General features: G+C 73.4%; 14 protein-coding genes. 10 read left to right on the forward strand and 4 right to left on the reverse strand.

Features of this window, described 5'->3' with window-relative positions; genetic code table 11:
• Position 1: 1 nt before the first annotated feature.
• Both ACIRPH_RS15170 and ACIRPH_RS15175 read left to right on the forward strand, forming a co-directional pair.
• A complete protein-coding gene (locus ACIRPH_RS15170) occupies positions 2-1126 on the forward strand; it encodes an ABC transporter ATP-binding protein (RefSeq protein ID WP_402914296.1) in 1125 nt (374 codons plus the stop codon).
• Positions 1123-2235, forward strand: coding sequence for an ABC transporter ATP-binding protein (locus tag ACIRPH_RS15175; RefSeq protein ID WP_402914299.1), 1113 nt, complete (start codon positions 1123-1125; stop codon positions 2233-2235). The genes ACIRPH_RS15170 and ACIRPH_RS15175 overlap by 4 nt, the downstream gene beginning before the upstream one ends.
• An 85-nt stretch (positions 2236-2320) precedes the next feature.
• Here ACIRPH_RS15175 and ACIRPH_RS15180 read toward each other — a convergent pair whose 3' ends face one another.
• Positions 2321-3205: a 3-methyladenine DNA glycosylase gene (locus tag ACIRPH_RS15180; protein WP_402914302.1), complete on the reverse strand. Its 885-nt coding sequence runs from the start codon at positions 3203-3205 to the stop codon at positions 2321-2323.
• Between the two features lie 126 nt (positions 3206-3331).
• Entirely contained in the window at positions 3332-5122 is a 1791-nt protein-coding gene (locus tag ACIRPH_RS15185; RefSeq protein ID WP_402914305.1) for a hypothetical protein, read from the reverse strand.
• A gap of 271 nt (positions 5123-5393) precedes the next feature.
• Here ACIRPH_RS15185 and ACIRPH_RS15190 point away from each other — a divergent pair, with 271 nt between their 5' ends.
• Positions 5394-6818 (forward strand): aldehyde dehydrogenase family protein, encoded by a 1425-nt coding sequence (locus ACIRPH_RS15190; RefSeq protein WP_402914308.1) that lies wholly within the window; start codon positions 5394-5396, stop codon positions 6816-6818.
• A gap of 93 nt (positions 6819-6911) precedes the next feature.
• Here ACIRPH_RS15190 and ACIRPH_RS15195 read toward each other — a convergent pair whose 3' ends face one another.
• Positions 6912-7970 carry a trypsin-like serine peptidase gene (locus tag ACIRPH_RS15195; protein WP_402914311.1) on the reverse strand — a complete coding sequence of 353 codons (1059 nt, stop codon included), beginning with the start codon at positions 7968-7970 and terminating at the stop codon, positions 6912-6914.
• Positions 7971-8132: 162 nt separating this feature from the next.
• Complete coding sequence (locus tag ACIRPH_RS15200; RefSeq protein ID WP_402914314.1) at positions 8133-9806, reverse strand: CocE/NonD family hydrolase; 1674 nt, start codon at positions 9804-9806, stop codon at positions 8133-8135.
• Positions 9807-10107: 301 nt separating this feature from the next.
• Between ACIRPH_RS15200 and dxr the strand changes: the two genes are divergently transcribed.
• The 7 genes from dxr (at position 10108) to bla (ending at position 20090) form a co-directional block, all read left to right on the forward strand.
• Positions 10108-11328, forward strand: a complete 1221-nt coding sequence (gene dxr / locus ACIRPH_RS15205; RefSeq protein WP_402914817.1) for a 1-deoxy-D-xylulose-5-phosphate reductoisomerase — start codon at positions 10108-10110, stop codon at positions 11326-11328.
• Between the two features lie 21 nt (positions 11329-11349).
• The gene (locus ACIRPH_RS15210) at positions 11350-12705 is read left to right on the forward strand and encodes a M50 family metallopeptidase (protein ID WP_402914317.1); all 1356 of its coding nucleotides are present in this window, start codon (positions 11350-11352) and stop codon (positions 12703-12705) included.
• 316 nt (positions 12706-13021) lie between these two features.
• Positions 13022-14179: a flavodoxin-dependent (E)-4-hydroxy-3-methylbut-2-enyl-diphosphate synthase gene (gene ispG / locus ACIRPH_RS15215; RefSeq protein ID WP_402914320.1), complete on the forward strand. Its 1158-nt coding sequence runs from the start codon at positions 13022-13024 to the stop codon at positions 14177-14179.
• Positions 14180-14529: 350 nt separating this feature from the next.
• Complete coding sequence (locus tag ACIRPH_RS15220) at positions 14530-15990, forward strand: amino acid permease (RefSeq protein ID WP_402914322.1); 1461 nt, start codon at positions 14530-14532, stop codon at positions 15988-15990.
• A gap of 276 nt (positions 15991-16266) precedes the next feature.
• Positions 16267-17076: a carbon-nitrogen hydrolase family protein gene (locus ACIRPH_RS15225; protein WP_402914324.1), complete on the forward strand. Its 810-nt coding sequence runs from the start codon at positions 16267-16269 to the stop codon at positions 17074-17076.
• Positions 17077-17201: 125 nt separating this feature from the next.
• The gene (locus ACIRPH_RS15230; RefSeq protein WP_402914326.1) at positions 17202-18917 is read left to right on the forward strand and encodes a flavin monoamine oxidase family protein; all 1716 of its coding nucleotides are present in this window, start codon (positions 17202-17204) and stop codon (positions 18915-18917) included.
• A gap of 249 nt (positions 18918-19166) precedes the next feature.
• Entirely contained in the window at positions 19167-20090 is a 924-nt protein-coding gene (gene bla / locus ACIRPH_RS15235) for a class A beta-lactamase (protein ID WP_402914328.1), read from the forward strand.
• The last annotated feature ends 180 nt before the right edge of the window (positions 20091-20270 follow it).

Raw genomic sequence — 20270 nt, forward strand, 5'->3', positions numbered from 1 at the left:
CATGAGTTCCAGCACGCCGCTGTTGGCGGTGGACGAGCTGTCCGTGGTGTTCCGCGGGCGCGGTTCCGACCCGGAAGAGGTCCGGGCGGTGGACGGGGTGTCCTTCACCCTGGAGGAGGGCCGGGTCACCGGCCTGGTGGGCGAGTCCGGCTGCGGCAAGAGCGTCACCTCGCTCGCCCTCATGGGCCTGCTGCCCGACAGGGGGGTGCGGGTCGGCGGCAGCGCGGTGATGCGGCTGCCCGACGGGGAGGCCGACCTCCTGAAGCTCTCGCAGAGGCGGATGCGCGACCTGCGCGGGTCCCAGCTGGCGATGATCTTCCAGGACCCCCTCAGCTCCCTCAACCCCGTGGTGCCCATCGGCCGCCAGGTCACCGAGATCCTCCGGCGCCACCGGGGCCTGCGGGGCCGGAAGGCCTCGAAGGAGGCGGCCGACCTGCTCTACCGGGTGGGCATCCCCGACCCGACGCGCAGGCTCCGCGAGTACCCGCACCAGCTGTCCGGGGGGATGCGCCAGCGGGCGCTGATCGCCATGGCGGTGGCCTGCCGACCCCGGCTGATGATCGCGGACGAGCCGACCACGGCCCTGGACGTCACCATCCAGGCGCAGATCCTGGAGCTGCTCAAGGACCTGGTCACCGAGGAGGGCACCGCCCTGCTCATGATCACCCACGACCTGGGCGTCGTCGCCGGCCTGTGCGACGACATCAACGTCCTGTACGCCGGCCGGGCGGTGGAGACGGCGCGGCGCGCGCCGCTGTTCGCCGACCCGACGCACCCCTACACCGTCGGCCTGCTGGGCTCCATCCCCCGGTTGGACGCCCCCCGGGGCGAGGCGCTCACCCCCATCCGCGGCTCGGTCAACGACAACATCGCCTGGGCGGACGGGTGCGCGTTCGCGCCCCGGTGCGACCACTACACGATGGAGTGCCTCCAGGGCCCGCCCCAGCTGGTCACCGCGGGAGCGGGCGGCGGGGCCGCGGCGGGGGGCGGCGGCGCGGCGGGCCGGGCGGCCGGGGCCGGCCACGCGTACCGCTGCGTGAACCCCGTCCGGCACGCGGACGTGGTGGACCGGACGGTACTGGAGAGCCCGGCGGTGGTCGGCGACGACGAGGAGGCGCAGGGATGAGCCTGCTGCGGATCAACGACCTCAAGGTGCACTTCCCGATCAGGCGCGGGGTGGTGTTCGACCGCACGATCGGCCACGTGCGCGCGGTCGACGGCGTCAGCCTGGAGATCCAGGAGGGCCAGACCTACGGCCTGGTGGGGGAGTCCGGCTGCGGCAAGACCACCCTGGGCCGGGCCGTGCTGCGGCTGGTGGACGTCACGGAGGGGGAGGTGCTGTTCGGCGGACGCGACCTGGCCGGTCTGGACGCCGAGTCGATGCGCCGGGAGCGCAGGAACCTCCAGATGGTCTTCCAGGACCCCCTGGGCAGCCTCAACCCCAGGCAGAACATCGGCTCGATCCTCCTGGAGGGGCTGCAGACCCACGGGATCGGCGGCCCGGAGGACGACGGCCCCGGGGCGTCCGCGGGAAGGCCCGAGCGGCGGAAGCTGGTCCTGGAGGACCAGCACCGCAGGGTCGTGGACGCCCTGGAGAGGGTGGGGCTGTCCTCGAAGGCGCTCAGCCGGTACCCGCACGAGTTCTCCGGAGGCCAGCGGCAGCGCATCGGGATCGCCCGGGCGCTGGTGCTCGAACCCGACCTCATCATCTGCGACGAGCCGGTGTCGGCCCTGGACGTGTCGATCCAGGCACAGGTCCTGAACCTGCTGGAGAGCCTCCAGCAGGAGCTGGGGCTCACCTACCTGGTGATCGCCCACGACCTGGCGGTGGTCCGCCACGTCAGCGACGTGGTGGGGGTGATGTACCTGGGGGCGCTGGTGGAGGAGGCCTCCAGCGACGAGCTGTACGAGACGCCGATGCACCCGTACACGCGGTCCCTGATGTCGGCGGTGCCGGTCCCGGACCCGGAGGTGGAGGACGCCCGCGAGCGCATCCTGCTCTCCGGTGACCTGCCCTCGCCGGCGAACCCGCCGTCGGGCTGCCGCTTCCACACCCGCTGCCCGTGGAGGCAGGAGGAGCTGTGCGACACCGAGCGCCCGGAGCTGCGCCCGGTGCGGGGCGCCGCCGAGGGCAGCACCCACCGGGTGGCCTGCCACTACGCGGAGCAGATCCTGGCGGGGGAGATCCGGCCGGACGAGAAGCTGGCCGAGCGCATCGTGCACGGCGTGGGCTGAGCACGGACCGCCCCGCCGCAGGAGCGGGGAGGCGCCGGGCCGCCCCGGCCCGGCGCCTCCCGTCCCGGCACCGGCCCGTCGGGGGTCAGGCCGCCCGCAGGGTCCGGCAGGCGTCCAGCAGCCGCTCGCGCAGCACGGCGCCGCGCTCGGCGAAGCCCCTCTGCGCCTCCATGTACGCGGCCTTGCCCTCGGCCGTCTCGATGCGCACCGGTGCGTAGCCCCAGTCCGCCAGGTCGTAGGGGGACGCGCGCATGTCGAGGGTCCGGATCTCCCGGGAGAGCTCGAAGCAGTCCACCACGAGTTCGGAGGGCACGGCGGGGGAGAGCTTGTACGCCCACTTGTACAGGTCCATGTTGGCGTGCAGACAGCCCGGCTGGTCCAGCTCCGACTGCAGCTCGCGGGTCGGCCGGAGCGTGTTGAGGGGGCGTGCGGCCTCGGTGAAGAACCGGAACGCGTCGAAGTGCGAGCACTGGATCCGGTGCGACTCCACGACCCGGTCGGTGCCCTCGTGGCCGAGCCGCAGCGGCACCTGGCCGTGGCGGACCCGTCCCGTGCGGTACGCCATCGCCCACTCGTGCAGGCCGAAGCAGCCCAGGTGGGCGGGGCGGGAGGCGACCGAGGACAGGAGCTTCTCCACGAAGCCCAGCACGGGCCGGGCCGCCAGGAACTCCCCGGCGTCCACGGCGACGGCCCCGTCGGGCAGCTCCGTGTAGAACCGCTCGGACAGGCGGGCGCGGGCCCCTTCGCCCAGCAGCGCCGTCCCGGCGCCCGGGTGCCAGCGCCGCAGCTGCGAGGGCTTGAGGTTGTAGTAGGTGAACAGGAAGTCCTCCACGGGGTGGGGCACGCCCTCGCGGCGCCGCCGCAGGTGGTCGGCGACCAGCGCGTCCACGCGCAGTTCGTGCCTCTCGGCGCGCCCGCGCCACTCCGTCTCGGCGAGGGCCGTCGGCGCCCCGGTACTCGTTCCCGTCACGGCCCCCAGGGTACGCGGGCGCGGTGGGCGCCCTCCGCGCCCGCGGGAGCGGCGCGTGGTCATCCGGAGTCTGCGCTTCGGCGTACACGCGTCCTCCGCGCCCGCGGGACCGGCGCGGTGACGGGCTCAGTTGGACTGCTGGACGGGCAGGTGGCGGCCCAGGTAGCCGATGTAGACGCGGTTGGTCGTGCCCGGCCCCAGGTGGGGGTAGAAGTACAGCCGCGGGCAGATCCCGTACTCGATGTCCAGCTTGATGTGGGCGTACATCGGGACGCGCCCGCCGGGCTCCACCTCCTCCGGCACCCGGAAGAGGCGCTTGTCGTTGAGCTTTCCCCGGTTGCGCACGTGGTCCGACTCCTGCGAGGCCAGACGCTTGACCGGGATCACCTCGTAGCCGTCGGGCGTCTCCTTCAGGTACGAGTGGAACCCGAGCCCGCTGCCGGGGTTGTCGAACTGGTAGCGCGCGTAGTCGTTCAGGGCCAGCAGGGCCTCCCAGGCGCGGGTGACCCACAGGGCCTCCTTGCGGCTGTCGGACAGCTCGTACACCGTCTGCGCCTCGATGGTGAAGAACAGGTGGGGCAGCGCGGACCCGTCGGTGACGCGCTCCAGGAGTTCGCGCACGCTCCGGGGCGGACGCCGCCGCGGGTCGCGCGGCGCGGGGGCCGCCGCCAGCCGGAACTGCCCGGCCTCGCGGGCCCGGGCGCGCAGCCACCGGACCTCGTAGGCGGCGGCGCGCGCGTGGTCCCGCGCGCTGTCGAGCTCCTCGGCGAGGTCGGCCGTCTCGGCGAGGAGGGCCTGGCGCTCCTCCGCGAGTTCGGCGACCCGGGTGCTGAGGCGCGTGACCTCCTCCCTCAGGCGCTGGACCTGCTGCTCCTGGGCCTCGCGCTCCTGCTCGGAGGCCAGGTCGGCGGGGCCGGGGGCCGCCCGGTGCGCGGCGGCGGAGCGGGCGGCGGGAGCGGGGCCGGGGGAGGGGGACCGCGCGGCCGCGCGCAGGTCCTCAGTCTCCTCGGAGAGGAGGGCGTCGACCGCGAGGAGGGGGTCGGGGAGGCTCACGTCGAGGGCGTTGTCGCGTACCCGGCGCGACAGCGCCGCGCCCACCCAGTTGCGGATGCGCTCTCCGTCGCGGGCGGTGTCGAGCGTGGCCGGGCTCATCCTGGGGTGGCGGGGGGCGTCCTCCTCGTCGAGCAGGTCGACGCCCGGTAAGAACGTGCGCACCCCGCCCGGGGGGACGTCCAGCCCCCGGGGGAGGAGGGAGCCGACGCGCTCCAGGGCGGCGGCGTCGAGCACGTAGGCGGCGCACATCCCGGTGCAGCGCGCCATGGCGCCCGCCATGGCGTCGCGCCAGTCGGCGACGGTGACGTCCCGGGGGGCCCCGGTCGCCACCACCGCCATGCGTCTGACGGGGTCGCGGATGGCCGACACGAGCGTGTCCATGAGGGCGTCGTCGCGTCCGCGCACGATCAGGGGGGCGGGGGGCATCGGGTGCTCGCCGTCGTGGGCGTCCACGGAGTCGAGGAGCATGCGGGCGGCCTCGGGGGGCATGACGTCCAGGCGGGGAGGGTCCGTCGCGGCGCGCTCGGCGGGGGCGGGGTCGACGGCCATGTCGATCCACACGTACCGCCACGGGGCGAGTTCGGGGTCCACGACCGCTGTGGCGACGGTCCGCCACACCCCGTCGGGCTTGTCGGACTCCGTGGTGAGCCGGAGGAAGCGCAGTCCCTCGTCGTCGTTGTCGTGCCGGACCACCAGGGCCCGGGAGCGGTTGCTCAGCTCGTGGCGTCCCGAGGCCGAGAAGTCCACCCGCGCGCCCGAGTTGCCGCGTTTGCTGAGCCAGCGGGACAACACCGTCGAGGTGGTGTCGATGAGGTCGCCGTCGTGCTCCGGGACGGCGACGAGCGTGCGGTAGACAAGTGGCAATGAGCACTCCCGGGCTCCCGACGGCGGCGGCGGACCCGAGGGTCCGCCCGAACACGCTGGCAGAGCCCTCCTCCCCACTTTGGACGAAGGAGTCCTCCGGCGCCAGTCGGTTGGCCAAAGAACCCTCGGCCACATCCCAAGGATCTCAGAAGTCTCAGGCCGCCCCACCGGAGCACTCCGGGCCGGTTGCGCCACTGTGGCCAAGGAACGACACGCCAGTGGCAAAAATGGACAAAGCGGGCGGCGAGACGCGGGCACTAGCGTCACGGGCATGTCCACGCACCCGTTCTGGCTGGCCGGCACCGCCGCGACCGGCGACAGCGAGATCCCCGTCGTCAACCCCTACACCGGCGAGTCCGTCGGCGCGGTCGCCGTGCCGACCGCCGAGCAGATCGAGCAGGCCGTCTCCGCGGCCCACGCCGTCGCCGCCGAGGCGGCCGCCCTGCCCGCGCACGTACGGGCCGACGCCCTCGTCCACATCTCCCGGCGCATCGGCGAGCGGTCCGAGGAGATCGCCCGGACGATCACCGCGGAGAGCGGCAAGCCCCTCAAGTGGTCCCGCGCCGAGGCGGGCCGCGCCGTCTCCGTGTTCCGCTGGGCGGCGGAGGAGGCCCGGCGCGACAGCGGCGAGCTCCAGCGGCTGGACACCGACCCCGGCGGCGTCGGCCGGATGGCCGTGGTCCGCCGCGTCCCCAAGGGGCCGGTCCTGGGCATCTCGCCGTTCAACTTCCCGCTCAACCTGGTCGCCCACAAGGTCGCCCCGGCCCTCGCCGTCGGCGCGCCCGTCGTCCTCAAGCCCGCGCCCGCCACCCCGATGACGGCCCTGATCCTGGGCGAGATCGTCGCGGAGACCGAGCTGCTCGGCGGCATGCTCTCCGTGCTCCCCATGCCCAACGACCGCGCGGCGTCGCTGATCACCGACGAGCGCCTCCCCGTCATCTCCTTCACCGGCGGGGCCTTCGGCTGGGAGCTGCCCCGGCTCGCGCCGCGCAAGCACGTCACCCTGGAGCTGGGCGGGAACGCCGCCGCCGTGGTCCTCGCCGACGCGGACCTGGACTGGGCGGCGCAGCGCATCGCGCTGTTCGGCAACAACCAGGCCGGACAGGTGTGCATCGGCGTGCAGCGCGTGATCGTCGAGGAGTCCGTCCACGACGAGTTCGTGGCGCGGCTGGTGGAGCGCGTGGAGGCCCTCGGCGTCGGGGACCCCGCCGACCCGGCCACCGACGTGGGCCCGCTCGTGAACGAGGCGTCCGCCGAGCGCGTGGCCGCCTGGATCGACGAGGCCGTCGCCGACGGCGCCGAACTGCTCACCGGCGGAACCCGGGACGGGGTGACGGTCGCGCCGACGGTGCTCGCGAACGCGCCCGCCGACGCGAAGGTCGTGCGCCAGGAGGTGTTCGGACCGGTGCTGGTCGTCCAGCGGGTGGCCGACACCGACGCCGCGTTCGCGGCGGTCAACGAGAGCGACTTCGGCCTCCAGGCCGGGGTGTTCACCCGCGACCTGCCCACCGCGTTCCGCGCGCACCGGGAACTGGAGGTCGGCGGGGTGGTGATCGGCGACGTCCCCACCTTCCGCGCCGACCAGATGCCCTACGGCGGCGTCAAGCAGTCGGGCGTGGGCAAGGAGGGCGTGCGCGCCGCCATGACGGACCTGACGTACGAGCGGGTCCTGGTGCTCACCGGCATCGACCTGTAGCGGAACCGGGCGCCGCCCCGTGGGCGGCGCCCGGTCGGGCACCCCTCCCGTACGTCCGCCGGAGCGGCGGCCACCGCCCCTCCGGCCGGGCGCCTAGAGCCCCGCGGCGTGGTCGTAGAGCTTGCGCGCCTCCGCGCCCAGCCGGGGGCCGTACTGGGTGGAGCGGTCGTCGGCGTACTTGAAGCTGACCACCGAGGAGATCGTGCCCCGCCCGGTCGAGGTGTCGAAGCCCGTGAACCAGGGCCCGCCGCTGGACCCCTGCGTCATGCTGCACCGCACGCCGTTGGCGGTGGTGCCGCCCGTGTCCGGTTTGGTGCGGCCCGAGCAGTAGTGCAGGTCCTCGCCGTCGAAGGGCGAGGCCGAGGGGTACCCGAACGTGTACACCTGGACGCCGTCGCGGACCTTGTCCGCGGTCCAGGAGCCGAACGAGATCCGCTGGGACCCGACCTCGTCCTGGACGGCGGTCCCGCCGCTCTTGTTCAGCACCACCATGGCGAAGTCGTAGCTGTCGTCGGCCTCGCGCGACCACTGCGGGGCGACGAGCATGTCGCGGGCGGTGAACCTGCCGTACGGGTCCTTCCCGGCGCCGTGGCCCGGCACGAAGGTCCAGTTGCGCGCCCACGACCCCTGGCCGTCCTTGGCGCAGTGGCCGGCGGTGACCACGGTGCTCTTGTTGGCGGAGTCCACGACCGAGGCCGAACAGGTGAAGTCGCGGCCGTCCATGGTCAGGTAGACCTTGCCGGTGGTCTTCGTGACCAGGCCGCCGGCGGTCCACCGCTCGCCCCGGCTGTCGGCGCGCGGGGACGCCTGGTGGTCGACGCCTTCCGGAGCGGGGGGCGCCGCGGGCGGCAGGAGGGCGCCCTCCAGCATGCTGGTGATGGGCTGGGCCGCGGCCATCCGCTCGGCGGTCCAGTAGTCCAGCACGGCCTGGTGCTGGGTGCCCGTGACGGCCGCCCTCTGGTGGGAGATCCCGTCCACGCGCGTCACCGCCTCACCGCTGGCGCGGGCGGGCGAGGCGTGCTGCGGAGCCCCGGCGGCCCGGGTGACGGCGGAGGCCGGTGCGGGGAGTCTCTCTACGAGGGCCAGTCCTCCCAGGGCGACCGCGACGGCGGCCAGGGGGGCGAGGATCTTGTGTGAGGTGGACGAGGTCATGCCCACGATCTTTGCACACTTTGGGTAACTCAACGGCTACTTTGAGTTTGTGTCTCGGGCGGCGGGGAAATGTGGTCGGCCGCCTCCGGCGCGGGGGTCGTGCCGGAGGCGGCCGGGGGGCGTCCGGCCGCCTCCGCGGGAGCGGCGCCGGCCGGGCGCCGGTCAGGCGAGCGGCACCGTGACCCGCGTGGGGGCGTCCTCGGGGGACGTCACGTCCACCCGGTCCCCGAGGGCGCTCTCGCTCGTGTAGCGGGCGTCCCGGCTGTCGATGACGACCGCCAGGCGGTGCCCGGCGGGGACGTCCCAGACGACCGGCTCCAGCTCGGCGGTGACCGTCACCGGCTCGCCCGGGACGGCGCCCCGCAGGGTGTGGGGGGTGTGGGAGAGCAGTGAACCGGCCCCGTTGCCGTCGACGGCGTAGAGGTGGAGGAAGACCGACTGGTCCTCCGCGGTCGGGGTGAACGTGAACGTCGCCTCGGGGGCGCCCGCCACGCGCACCCCGTCCGGGTAGGCGGGGCTGGTCCACACGGCCGCGCGGCGGCGGTCCACCGTCGGCAGCAGGACCCCGGTCGGGATGTCGAAGAACTGCTGGAGCGCACCGGAGAGCAGGACGGAGCCGCTCTCCGCCGGCGTGCCGATCCCGGTCCGGAAGCGGTAGTCCCACCCCGTGGCCGGCTCGGTCACCATGGCGCCGCTGCTCTGCCAGCGGAACCAGTCCCCGCCCGGCTCGGCCAGGTAGTACTCGTCGGAGCCGCCGGTCACCGAGGGCCAGTCGGGGTGGGAGGTCCACCCGCCGCCCCCGTTGTTGGGCCTGACGTGCACGGGGCCGTCGGCGTCCACCTCGCTCTCCTGTCCCCGGAGGTGGTGGTCGAACCAGTCGCCGAGGGACTCCCACACCTCGTCGGGCAGGCCGAGGGCCCCGAACGCCTCCTGCGTGGCGTGGTCGCCGGGGGCGAGCATCAGGCGCTTGGGGCCCTCCAGCTCCTCGTAGAAGTCGGTGACGTGCCCGACGGGGAAGACGCCGTCGTTCCAGGCGTGCGCCATCATCACGGCCGTGCCGTTGGCGTTGAGCGCGTCGACCCTGGTGGCGGCGGAGCGGTCCGGGGCCAGGTCGAGGGCGGGCCGGATGTTGCCGCGCCTGTACTCCTCCTCCATCTCCGCCAGGTCCTCGCCGGGGCGGCCCGTGAGGTTGCCCGCCAGCAGGAGCAGCTCGGCCGCCTGCCTGTTGACGGTCTCGTCGGGGTACAGGGAGGCGGCCAGGTCGGCCCATCCGCTCAGGGAGGCCACGGCCCTGACCCGGTCGTCCTCGGCGGCGGTCAGCAGGCTGATGCCGCCTCCGTAGGAGATCCCGGCCATGCCGATGCGGTCGGGGTCGGCCTCGGTGTTCTCCAGGGCCCAGTCGATGACGGCGCCGGCGTCGGCGCGGTCGTCGGGGCCGGCGACCTCGATCTCCCCGCCGGAGTCCAGGAACCCGCGCGAGGTGTAGGCGACGACCTGGTAGCCGGACTCCATGGCGAGCCTGGCCGCGGCCCCGACGTAGATGATCTGGGGCGTGCCCCAGGCGGAGGGCATCACGAGGAGGGGGTGGGGGCCCTCGACGCCGGTCGGGGTGATGACCTTCGCGCTCAGCTCGGTGCCGTCGTGGCTGACGATCCTCTCGTAGGAGACGGAGGCGCCCACGGCGGCGGAGGCGGGTGCGGGGTGGAGGACGGCGGCGGCGAGGACCGCCGCGAGCGCGCAGGACAGCGGGCGGGCGGGTCCTCGCGCGGCGGTCGGGGCCGGGGGGCCGCCGTCCTCCGGCGGCGCGGAACGGGGGGCGCTTCTCACAGGGCGCATGGGGAACCTCGGGGGTGGCGGGGGCGGGGGAGGGCCGATGGGTCGTCGCGCCGTGTCGCCATCGGGGGGCCGGTGTCCGTGGGCGCCGAGGGGGTGTCCGGCGCCTCACATGACCGTGAGGTAACTTACTCCCGGGTAAAGTTAGGCCAACCCGCACGCGTTGTAAAGACCCGGTGACTCCGCGGTCCGCCGGTCCGGGGCGGTGCCCGTGCGGCCCGTGCGGGGTTGTCCACAGGGGCCGCCGGAGGTCCGCCCGGTGCGGGACAATGGGGCCGTGCGAGAAGAACAGCAGCGAACAGTAGTGATCCTCGGCTCCACGGGCTCGATCGGGACCCAGGCCGTGGACATCGTCCGGCGCAACCCCGACCGCTTCCGCGTGGTGGGCCTGGCCGCGGGCGGCGGAAGGGCCGACCTGCTCGCCAAGCAGGCCGTCGAGCTCGACGTGCCGCTGGTCGCCGTCGCCGACCCCGAGCGGGCCGCCGACCTCTCGCGCTCCCTCGCCGAGCACGGCAGCCGGGCCGCCGTCCTGGTCGGCGCCGAGGGCGTGGCCGAGCTCGCCGGGAGCCCCTGCGACGTCGTGCTCAACGGCATCACGGGCGCCCTGGGCCTGGAGTCCACCCTGGCCGCGCTGCGCGCGGGCACCACCCTCGCCCTGGCCAACAAGGAGTCCCTCATCATCGGCGGTCCGCTGGTGCGCGACCTCGCCAGGCCCGGCCAGATTGTCCCGGTCGACTCCGAGCACTTCGCCATCGCCCAGTGCTTCCCGTACCTGCCCGAGGGACAGCTCGCCAGCCCCGCGCAGGGCCACGTGCACGCCCGCCGCGACGAGGTCAGCCGCCTGGTCGTCACCGCGAGCGGGGGCCCGTTCCGGGGCCGCGACCGCGACGGGCTGGCCGGCGTCACGCCGGCCGAGGCGCTGGACCACCCCACCTGGAGCATGGGGCCGGTCATCACCGTCAACTCCGCCACCCTGGTTAACAAGGGGCTGGAGGTCATCGAGGCCAGCCTGCTGTTCGACATGCCCTTCGACAGGATCGACGTCGTCGTCCACCCGCAGTCCATCGTCCACTCGATGGTCGAGTACGTCGACGGATCCACCATCGCCAAGGCCAGCCCGCCCAGCATGATGATCCCCATCGCCTACGGGCTCGGCGCGCCCGACCGGGTCCCGGGCGCGGCCCCCGGCATGGACTGGACCCAGGCCCAGAACTGGACCTTCGAGCCGCTGGACCACGAGGCGTTCCCCGCCGTCAGGCTCGCCTGCGAGGTCGGCGCCGCGGGGGGCACCGCCCCCGCGGTGTACAACGCCGCCAACGAGGAGGCCGTCGACGCCTTCCTCCGCGGAAACCTCGCGTTCCCGTCCATCATGGACACCGTCTCCCGGGTAGTCTCGGAGCACCGGCGAACGGACCGCCCCGGGGGAGCGTCGCACCAGAGCGTGGGACTGAGCCTGGACGACGTGTACGCCGCCGACGCCTGGGCCCGCACACGCGCGCGCGAGCTCCTCGCACGCCAGGCCTGACACCGCCTAGAGGAGAGTTGCATGGTCGCCCTGATGACCGTGGTCGGGATCGTCCTGTTCGTCTTCGGGCTGTTGTTCTCGATCGCCTGGCACGAGCTGGGTCACCTCTCCACCGCCAAGATGTTCGGGATCAAGTGCACCGAGTACATGGTGGGCTTCGGCAGGACCCTGTGGTCCTTCCGGCGGGGAGACACCGAGTACGGGATCAAGGCGGTGCCGCTGGGCGGCTTCGTGCGCATGGTCGGCATGCTCCCCCCGTCGCGCCAGAGCGCCGACGGCGGCGCGCGCAAGCTGTCCCGCTGGCGCGCCATGGCCGAGGACGCCCGTGAGGCCAGCTACGTCGAACTCTCCCCGCAGGACCAGGACCGGCAGTTCTACCAGCGCGCGCCGTGGAAGCGGCTCATCGTGATGTTCGCCGGCCCCGGCATGAACGTGGTCCTCGCCGCGATCCTGCTCGCGGTCCTGTTCATGGGCATCGGCGTCCCGAGGAGCACCACCGAGATCGGGCTCGTCAACGAGTGCATGGTCCCGGTCGGCAGCTCCGTCACCGACTGCACCGGCGTGCCGCCCACCCCGGCGGCCGAGGCCGGGATGCTGCCCGGCGACGTCATCGTCTCCGTCGGGGGCGAGTCCACCCCGGACTGGAACACCGCCAACCGACAGATCCGCGAGTCCCTGGGCAGCACCGAGGTCGTGGTCGAGCGCGACGGCGAGCGCGTCCCGCTCGACGTCGACGTCGTCGAGAACGAGCTCCCGGCCCGCGACGCCGAGGGCGAGATCCTCTACGAGACCGACGCCGACGGCGAGCCCGTGTACGACGCGGACGGCTACCGGGTCTACCAGACCGAGACCGTGGGCTTCCTCGGCATCGTCTTCGCCCAGGAGCGCGCCCCGCTCACCGTCGGCGAGTCCGCCGCAGAGATGGGCTCCATGATGGTCGGCGTGGGCGAGGCGCTCATCTCCCTGCCCAGCAAGGTCCCGGAGGTGTTCGCCGCCGCGTTCCTCGGGGAGGAGCGCAACCAGGACTCCCCGGTGGGCATCGTCGGCATCTCCCGCATCGGCGGCGAGATCATGGCCCAGGGCCTGCCCGTCGCGGACACGGCGGCGATCATGCTCCAGATCCTGGCCGGTGTGAACCTGTTCCTGTTCGCCTTCAACATGCTCCCGATCCTGCCCCTGGACGGCGGCCACATGGCCGGAGCCCTCTGGGAGTGGCTCAAGCGCGGCTGGGCCAGACTGTTCCGCCGGCCCGAGCCCGCCCCGGTGGACGTGGCGATGCTGACACCGGTCGCCTACGTCGTGGTGGCGTGCTTCCTCGTGTTCAGCGTGGTCCTGCTCGTCGCCGACCTCTTCAACCCGGTCAGGCTCTTCGGCTGACGCACACCTTCGCGACGGCGGGCGGACGGCCGGACGACACCGGCCGTCCACCCCGGTCGCGGGGCGGTTCCGGCGTGACGCCGACCACCCCCGCAGGCCGGTAATCTTCAGCTGGCGCACCGGTTCCGCGCTTCGCGGGGGGCGCCCTTCCACGGGCGGGTAACCTGGAGATCGCGATCCGGGAACGACGGTGCAGCGGAGGCCGCCGCGCGAGGTGACCCCGGACGCGGCGCCGCGCGCTGCGCCGGACGCCCTTTCCCGATAACCGACGAATCAAGTGCCGCCCCCCTCCGGCGGCAGACGAGGTGAATCAAGCGTGACCGTCGATCTCGGTATTCCCGCCACCCCGCCGCGCCCGCTGGCGACCCGGCGCAAGACGCGGCAGATCATGGTCGGAAACGTCCCTGTCGGCGGGGACGCCCCGGTGTCCGTCCAGTCGATGACGACCACCCGTACCTCCGACATCAACGCGACGCTCCAGCAGATCGCGGAGCTCACCGCCTCCGGCTGCCAGATCGTCCGCGTGGCCGTGCCCACCAACGACGACGCCGACGCGCTCCCGATCATCGCGAAGAAGTCGCAGATCCCCGTGATCGCCGACATCCACTTCCAGCCCAAGTACGTGTTCCAGGCGATCGACGCCGGCTGCGCCGCCGTGCGCGTGAACCCGGGCAACATCAAGAAGTTCGACGACAAGGTCGCCGAGATCGCGCGGGCCGCCAACGAGGCGGGCACCCCGATCCGCATCGGCGTCAACGCCGGTTCGCTGGACAAGCGCCTGCTCCAGAAGTACGGCAAGGCCACCCCGGAGGCCCTCGTCGAGTCGGCGCTGTGGGAGTGCTCCCTCTTCGAGGAGCACGGCTTCCGCGACATCAAGATCTCGGTCAAGCACAACGACCCCGTGGTCATGGTCAACGCCTACCGCCAGCTGGCCTCCGCCTGCGACTACCCGCTGCACCTGGGCGTCACCGAGGCCGGCCCCGCGTTCCAGGGCACCATCAAGTCCGCGGTCGCCTTCGGGGCGCTGCTGTCCGAGGGCATCGGCGACACCATCCGCGTGTCCCTGTCCGCGCCTCCCGCCGAGGAGGTCAAGGTCGGCGCCCAGATCCTGGAATCGCTGGGGCTGCGCGAGCGCGGCCTGGAGATCGTCTCCTGCCCGAGCTGCGGCCGGGCCCAGGTGGACGTCTACACGCTCGCGGAGGAGGTCACCGCCGGGCTGGAGGGCATGGAGGTGCCGCTGCGCGTGGCCGTCATGGGCTGCGTCGTCAACGGGCCCGGCGAGGCCCGCGAGGCCGACCTGGGCGTGGCCTCCGGCAACGGCAAGGGCCAGATCTTCGTCAAGGGCGAGGTCATCAAGACCGTGCCCGAGTCCAAGATCGTGGAGACCCTCATCGAGGAGGCCATGCGCATCGCCGAGGAGATGGGCGAGGCCGGGGCCGAGTCCGGTCGGCCGACCGTCGCCGTGGCGGGCTGACCCCGGGATCCTCCGACGACGGCCGCGCCGCACCCCCCGGGGTGCGGCGCGGCCTTTCGCGTGCCCGGGCCCGGGAGGCGGCACACGGTGGGAGCCCCGCCGGGCCCCGCCGTGCGGAGCTCATGCGTGTGCCATCGCTCACACCGGCACGCGTTTTCTTGCGCGGGAGCGCAAGGATGCGCCGCTTCCCGGGGACAGACGCAACGAATGTGGGTCATGTTACCTGGGTAACGCAGTTACGGTTACGGGGGGCGTTTTCGGGATGATTCCGGTACGAAACGCCCGCCCACCTCCCCCATCCCCTCCCAGGGGGACAGGTGTGCCCGCCCACAGCAACGAGGAGTAGTCACGTGGTCGACCAGAAGACCCCGGCGGACGCGGCGGCGCCCGTCGCCGTGCCCGCGCTGAGGGAGCGGCTGACCCGGCGCAAGCCGGTCGAGAAGCTCGTCGCCGAGGCCGGCGACGGCAGCGGCCTCCAGCGGCACATGGGCTTCTGGCAGCTCTCCATGATCGGCATCGGCGCCACCCTCGGCACGGGCATCTTCGTCGTGCTGGGCGAGGCCGTCCCCGTGGCCGGGCCCGCCGTCGTCCTCGCCTTCGTGCTCGCCGGCGTCACCGCGCTGTTCTCCGCGCTCGCCTACGCCGAGATGGCCGGGATGATCCCCGCCTCCGGCTCCGCCTACTCCTACAGCTACGCCACCATCGGCGAGTTCATGGCGTGGGTGTGCGGATGGTGCCTCATGCTCACCTACGGCGTGTCCGTCGCCGCCGTCGGCGTCGGCTGGGGGGAGTACATCAACGAGCTCCTCCACCTCACCACCGGCCTGTCCCTGCCGGGCGCGGTGCTCGCCGGACCGCTGGAGGGCGGCGTGGTCAACCTGCCCGCCGCGATCGTGGTCCTGCTGTCCATGTTCGCCCTGCTCGCGGGGGTGCGCGAGAGCAGCCGCGTCAACGCGGTCATGGTCGCCGTCAAGGTCGCCATCCTGGTCATGTTCGTCGCGATCGCGATCACCGCCGTGCAGGACGGCAACTTCGCCCCGTTCATGCCGATGGGCATGGCCGGGGTCAGCGCCGCGGGCGCCACCCTGTTCTTCTCCTACATCGGCTTCGACTCCGTCTCCACCGCGAGCGAGGAGGCGAAGAACCCCCAGCGCGACCTGCCCCGCGCGATCATGTTCTCGATGATCCTGGTGACCGCCGTCTACTGCCTGGTCGCCGTCTCCGCCGTCGGCGCGCTCGACTGGACCGGCTTCGTGGACGGCCAGACGTCCCTCGCGGGCATCCTCACCCTGGTCACGGGCACCCCGGTGTGGGCGGTCGTCTTCGCGGCCGGGGCGGTCCTCGCCCTGGCCAGCGTGGTGCTGGTGGTGCTCTACAGCCAGACCCGCATCCTCTACGCGATGTCCCGCGACGGGCTCATCCCCAAGGCGTTCTCCACCGTGGACGCCAAGGGCACCCCGCGCACGAACACGGTCATCACCTCCGTGTTCATCGCGCTCCTCGCCGCGCTGGTCCCCCTGGGGCCGCTCGCGGACGCCACATCCATCGGAACCCTCTTCGCGTTCGCCCTGGTCAACGTGGCCGTGTTGGTGCTCCGGCGCACCCGTCCCGACCTCCCGCGCGCCTTCCGTGTGCCCGGCGCCCCCGTCACGCCGGTCCTGGGTGTGCTCGCCTGCGCCTACCTCATGTTCAGCATGTCGCCGAGCGTATGGGCGGCCTTCGGGGCCTGGCTCGTCGTCGGACTGGCCGTCTACTTCGGCTACGGCATGCGCCGCTCCGCCCTGGAGCGCGTGCCCGCGCCCGGGGCCTAGACCGGGGCGGAAGTCCGCACCGCGCCGTCCGCGCCGGGGCCGGGGACCCCTCCCCGGCCCCGGCACCGTGCCCGCCGCCGGCCTCCGGCCGCCGGGGCGCGCCCGGCCCCCTGACGGGCCCACGCGGCGATGCGCGCACGAACGTGCCGGAACGCGCAAGGAAAAGCCGTGTTCCAGGGGAAAGACGCGCGTTTCCGCCGCTCCGGCGCACCGTTCCGACACGATCTCCCGCCTAGAGTGGACGCGGCCCGACAGCGACCGAGGGGGAGGCGGCCCATGACGCGCGGACCACTGCGTGTGGCCCTGGACCAGGGCGCCGGCCGCAGCGGCGACGTCGCCGACGCGCTCGGCCGACTCGCCGACCGCGCCGCGCAGGCCGCCGAGGCCGGGGCCCGCCTGCTGGTCGGCCCCGAGATGTCGCTCACCGGCTACGCCCTCGGGGCCGGGACGGTGGCCCGGATGGCCGAACCCGCGGACGGACCGCTCGCGGACGCCGTCGCGGCGATCGCCGCCGACACCGGCGTCGCCCTCGTCTACGGATTCCCCGAGCGCGCGGACGGCGCCGTGTACAACACCGTCCAGCTCGTGGACGGCACCGGTGCGCGCCTGGCCGCCTACCGCAAGGCCCACCTGTTCGGCGACCTGGACCGGAACGCGTTCTCCCCGGGGGCCGACCCGGTCGTCCAGGCCGACCTCGACGGGTTCCGCGTCGGCCTCCTGATCTGCTACGACGTGGAGTTCCCCGAGGCCGTGCGCGCTCACTCCCTCGCGGGCACCGAGCTCCTCCTCGTGCCGACCGCCCTGATGCTCCCCTTCACGGAGGTCCCCACCCGGGTGGTGCCCGTGCGCGCCCTGGAGAACCAGCTCCATGTGGCCTACGTGAACCGCTGCGACACCGAGGGCGACCTGTCCTACGCGGGCCTGAGCGCGCTCATCGGGCCGGACGGGACCGAGACGCTGCGCGCCGGCCCGGGCGAGGAGCTCCTGGTCGGCGACGTCGCGCCGGACGCCGTCGCCGCCGCCCGCCGGGAGCACTCCTACCTGGACGACCGCCGGCCCGACCTCTACCGGGCGCTCACCGCCTGACCCGCCCCCGGGGCGCACGCGTCCCCGGCGCCGACCGCTGCCGGGGGGCGCGGCCCCGGGCCGCCTCCCCCCTCAGCCCGATCACCGGCTCAGCCCGATCACCGACCACCCGAAGGAGGGACTCCATGACGTCCGCAGTGCCCACCGCCGCCGGTACCCCGCCCACGCCCGGCACACCGCCGCTGAACATGTGCGGGCCGGACTTCCCGTTCGCCTACGACTCCTACCTGGAGCACCCGGCCGGGCTCGGGCAGGTCCCCCCGCAGCACCACGGGACCGAGGTCGCCGTCATCGGCGGAGGGCTCTCCGGGATCGTGGCGGCCTACGAGCTGATGAAGATGGGGCTGCGCCCGGTCGTGTACGAGGCCGACCGGATCGGCGGACGCCTGCGCACCGAGAAGCTCCCCGGCTGCCCCGACGACGTGGTCGCCGAGATGGGCGCGATGCGCTTTCCGCCCTCCTCCACCGCCTTCCTCCACTACGTGGACCGGGTCGGCCTGGAGACGACTCCCTTCCCCAACCCGCTCTCCCCGGCCACCCCGAGCACCGTGGTCGACCTCAAGGGCGAGTCCCACTACGCCACGACCCTCGCGGACCTGCCCGAGGTCTACCGCGAGGTGGCCCGTGCCTGGGAGCGGACGCTGGAGGAGGGCGCCCAGCACAGCCGCATGCAGCGCGCGATCCGCGAACGCGACACCGCGACCCAGAAGGAGATCTGGAACGATCTCGTCCGGGGGCTGGACAACCAGACCTTCTACGGTTTCCTCTGTGAGTCACCGGCGTTCGCGTCCTTCCGCCACCGCGAGATCTTCGGACAGGTGGGGTTCGGCACGGGCGGCTGGGACACGGACTTCCCGAACTCCATCCTGGAGATCCTCCGGGTCACCTACACGGGCGCGGACGACGACCACATGGGCATCCGCGGCGGTGTCCAGCAGCTTCCCCAGCGGCTCTGGGAGGACGCCCCGGACAAGCTCGTCCACTGGGCGCAGGGCACCACGCTGGAATCGCTGCACGGGAGTGGTCCGCGCCCGGCCGTCACCGCCCTGCGCCGCACCGCGGCGAAGGGCTCGCCGTCGGGGAACATCACGGTCACCGACGCGTCGGGCTCCGTCCGCACCTACGCGGCGGCCGTGTTCACCGCGCAGAGCTGGATGCTGCTGTCCAAGATCGACTGCGACGACGACCTGCTGCCGATCGACCACTGGACGGCGATCGAGCGCACCCACTACATGGAGTCCTCGAAGCTGTTCGTCCCCGTGGACCGCGCCTTCTGGCGCGACAAGGACCCCGAGACGGGCCGCGACGCCATGAGCATGACGCTCACCGACCGCATGACCAGGGGGACCTACCTCCTGGAGGGCTCCGACCCGGACGGCCCCGCGGCGATCTGCCTGTCGTACACCTGGTGCGACGACTCGCTCAAGTGGCTGCCGCTCTCGGCCGGCGAGCGCCTGGAGGTCATGCTCTCCTCGCTGGCCAAGATCTACCCCGGGGTGGACGTCCGCTCGCACATCACCGGTGACCCGGTCACCGTGTCGTGGGAGGACGAGCCCTACTTCATGGGCGCGTTCAAGGCGAACCTGCCGGGCCACTACCGCTACCAGCGCCGCCTGTTCACGCACTTCCACCAGGAGGGCCTGGCGGAGCGCCACCGGGGCCTCTTCCTGGCGGGGGACGACGTCTCCTGGACGGCCGGATGGGCGGAGGGCGCGGTGCAGACCGCGCTCAACGCGGTGTGGGGCGTGGCGCACCACTTCGGCGGCGGCACCGACGCCTCCAACCCCGGGCCGGGCGACCTGTTCGACGAACTCGCCCCCGTGGAGCTCCCGGAGGACTGAGCCCGGCCGTGTCCCGCGCCCCGCGACCGCCCCGGGCGGCGGGGCCGAGCACGCGTCCCGCGACCGCCCCGGCTCCGGGGGCGGGGCCGAGCAGGCTCCATGCCGTTCGTGCATGGGAGCGGTGGTTTCCGTCTTGGACAGCATCAGGAGCGGTGGCCAGACTTCTGGCGTGGGGCCGCCCGCCGGGGGCGGCCCGCGCGGACCGGGCAGCCGGGCCGCGCACCCCCCGAACAGGAGCTGAACAGGACCATGTCCCTCTCACCGACCCTGCGCGCCGGAGGCGCGGCCCTGGCCGCGCTGGCCCTCACCTCCGTCACCGCCTGCGCGGCCTCCGGGCCGGAACCCGGGCAGGAGCCCGCCCAGGAGCAGTCGGCCGCCCCGGACGCCGCGCCGGGACCGGTCCGGGAGTTCGAGCGGTTGGAGGAGCGGTTCGACGCGCGGCTCGGCGTCTACGCGGTGGACACGGGAAGCGGTGAGGAGATCGTCCACCGGGCCGACGAGCGCTTCGCCTACTGCTCCACCCACAAGGCCCTCTCCGCGGGCGCGGTGCTGCGGCGGAACACGCTGGAGGAGATGGAGGAGGTCGTCGCCTACACCGCCGACGACCTGGTCGGCCACACGCCGATCACCGAGGCGCACGTGGACACCGGGATGACCCTGCTGGAGGTGGCCGACGCCGCGGTCCGCTACAGCGACAACACCGCGGCCAACCTCCTCCTCGAGGAGCTGGGGGGACCGGACGGGTTCGAGGAGGCCATGGAGGAGATCGGCGACGACGTGATCGAAGCCGACCGGATCGAGCCCGACCTCAGCCGGACGGCGCCCGGGGACACCCGGGACACGAGCACGCCGCGCGCCATGGCCGCGAGCCTGGAGGAGTTCACGCTCGGCGACGCCCTTCCCGAGGACCGGCGCGCCGTGCTCAACGGCATGCTGCGCGACAACACGACCGGCGACGAGGTGATCCGCGCGGGCCTCCCGGACGACTGGGAGGTCGGTGACAAGACGGGCAGCGGGAGCTACGGGACGCGCAACGACATCGCCGTCGTCCGTCCCCCGGGCGGCGACCCGGTCGTCATCGCGATCATGTCCATGCGGTACGAGGAGGACGCCGAGTTCGACAACGCCCTGATCGCCGAGACCGCGGAGGTGATCGCCGGGGCCCTGGGCTGACGCGGTGACCGGAAGGGGCCACGGTCCTCGCCCTCCGCCGTGACCCCGCCCCCGGGGCGAGGTCGGGCGGGTCGGCCGCCGGGTCCGACGGCCGCTCCCCGTCGGCCCCGGGGCGGGCCGCCCCGGCCGAGGTGCTCGACGAGTTCCCCGTCGCGACCGCCACGCGCCCCGGGACCGGCC

The organism is Nocardiopsis sp. NPDC101807 (assembly GCF_044766605.1).
GTDB classification, from domain to species: Bacteria; Actinomycetota; Actinomycetes; order Streptosporangiales; family Streptosporangiaceae; genus Nocardiopsis; species Nocardiopsis tropica.